Origin of the sequence: Photorhabdus stackebrandtii, from assembly GCF_011189495.1 — a bacterium.
Lineage (GTDB): Bacteria > Pseudomonadota > Gammaproteobacteria > Enterobacterales > Enterobacteriaceae > Photorhabdus > Photorhabdus khanii.
Genome location: NZ_PUJV01000109.1, coordinates 1 through 1433 on the forward strand (window position 1 = coordinate 1; position 1433 = coordinate 1433).

A 1433-nucleotide genomic window follows, 5' to 3' on the forward strand; every position below is an offset into this window, starting at 1 on the left:
AGCATTTAGAAACAGGCTGGTGCCGGTCAGTGAGGAGTCAAACAGTAAACCAATGGACGGTTTACCGGCACCGTCTAAGGTAAAAAGCTGAACCGGCGAGTCTGCAAGGGTCTTAACGGCGGGCAGGGTTATCACCGGTTTGTCACCAAGTGATTCCAGCCGCTTGCTCCAGTTAATGATCCGTTCCCCGATAGCCTGTGTCCGCATCGCGGGATCTGGCAGGTGACGATTTGCTTTCGATTCAAGACGTTTGAGCACTTCCTGATAGCTCTGTTCACTAAGTGCCACTCTGCCATCCGGTTCAATCACCACGCCCAGCGTAGAGAGCAAGGCGGGAACAAATTGTTGGGTTATCCGGTCAATGGCTTGCTGGGGAAGCTGCCGGACATAATTTGCCCCCTGATCAATTGCCTGACCGGGATTGGCGCAGACGGTGGCTAAAAATGTTCCCATGCCCAGCAGAATATTATCGACTCCGCGAATAAACTGGCTTTGAAGCATCGGTGATTTGACTTTGTCGTTATTCAGCACGGTGATAACACTGCCGGTAATGGTGCGCCAGAAGTTGCCATCCCCGTTGCTGTCCGACTCTTTGGCCGCAAGTTTTGCCAAAACCTGCTGGCCGGGCAGGGAGGATTGCAGATTGCCGAGCAGACCGGAGAGGATTTCACTGAAAAACTGGAACTCCAGTGCGTCCTCTTCTTCCCGCGTCTCTTTTTCATCTTGCAGTGAAAAGAAGTAGTGAAAGTAATTTTGTAGCCCGCCGACCTGATAACTCAGCGCCGGGTTATCCGCGAAAGCTTCAAACAGTTTCATCAACATCGCCTGACGGACTTCAAAGTCTTGGGTAGTTTTTTTCAGTTTTGGCCAGTCGTTATCCCAGCGATCCTGATTAATGCTGTCATCTATTTTCTTTTTCAGCACCGGGTCTTTGGTCGCTTTGAGCCTTTCGACATAGAAACCGATAGTCAATGGGTAGATATTGGAGGCGTTGTAGCTCTGTTGCCACAGATGCAGGATAGAGTACGCTTCCGCGATATCCCGCTGGCGGCCCACCGGGTCATGCAGAATAACAATCCGCGCCTGTTCGTGCAGGTGCAGATAACCGTTGATTGCTTTGATAATCACGTCGGCATCCATCTCGTAGCTTTCCTGCGTGGTCAGCGCACCAATCCTGGCGGTCGCTAAATCCAGTTCATTGATGTCTTTTTCAATGATGGACTTGATGTCGGCAAACTTCATTCGGAAAGATCTTCATCAGGGGGACCTAAGCGATCCAATTCTGCCAAAATCAACGGAATTTGTGTGTCTAAATCCGCGGGTCTTTTATCCTTACTCCACCAGATAAGTGGCCCACGACGCTGATAATCCACTTTACTGACTGCTTCTTTGCCGTTTAATAAAAATTTCACCATAAAGGCGACTGCCAGCGC

Annotated in this window: 1 protein-coding gene and 1 pseudogene; both read right to left on the minus strand. The window is 50.2% G+C overall.

Annotation, left to right across the window (positions count from 1 at the left end; all coding sequences use genetic code 11):
* A partial coding sequence (locus C5470_RS21775; RefSeq protein WP_166291880.1) for a hypothetical protein occupies positions 1–1140 on the minus strand: 1140 nt, incomplete at its 3' end.
* 98 nt (positions 1141–1238) lie between these two features.
* Positions 1239–1433, minus strand: a pseudogene (locus tag C5470_RS21780) (hypothetical protein); the annotation flags it as partial.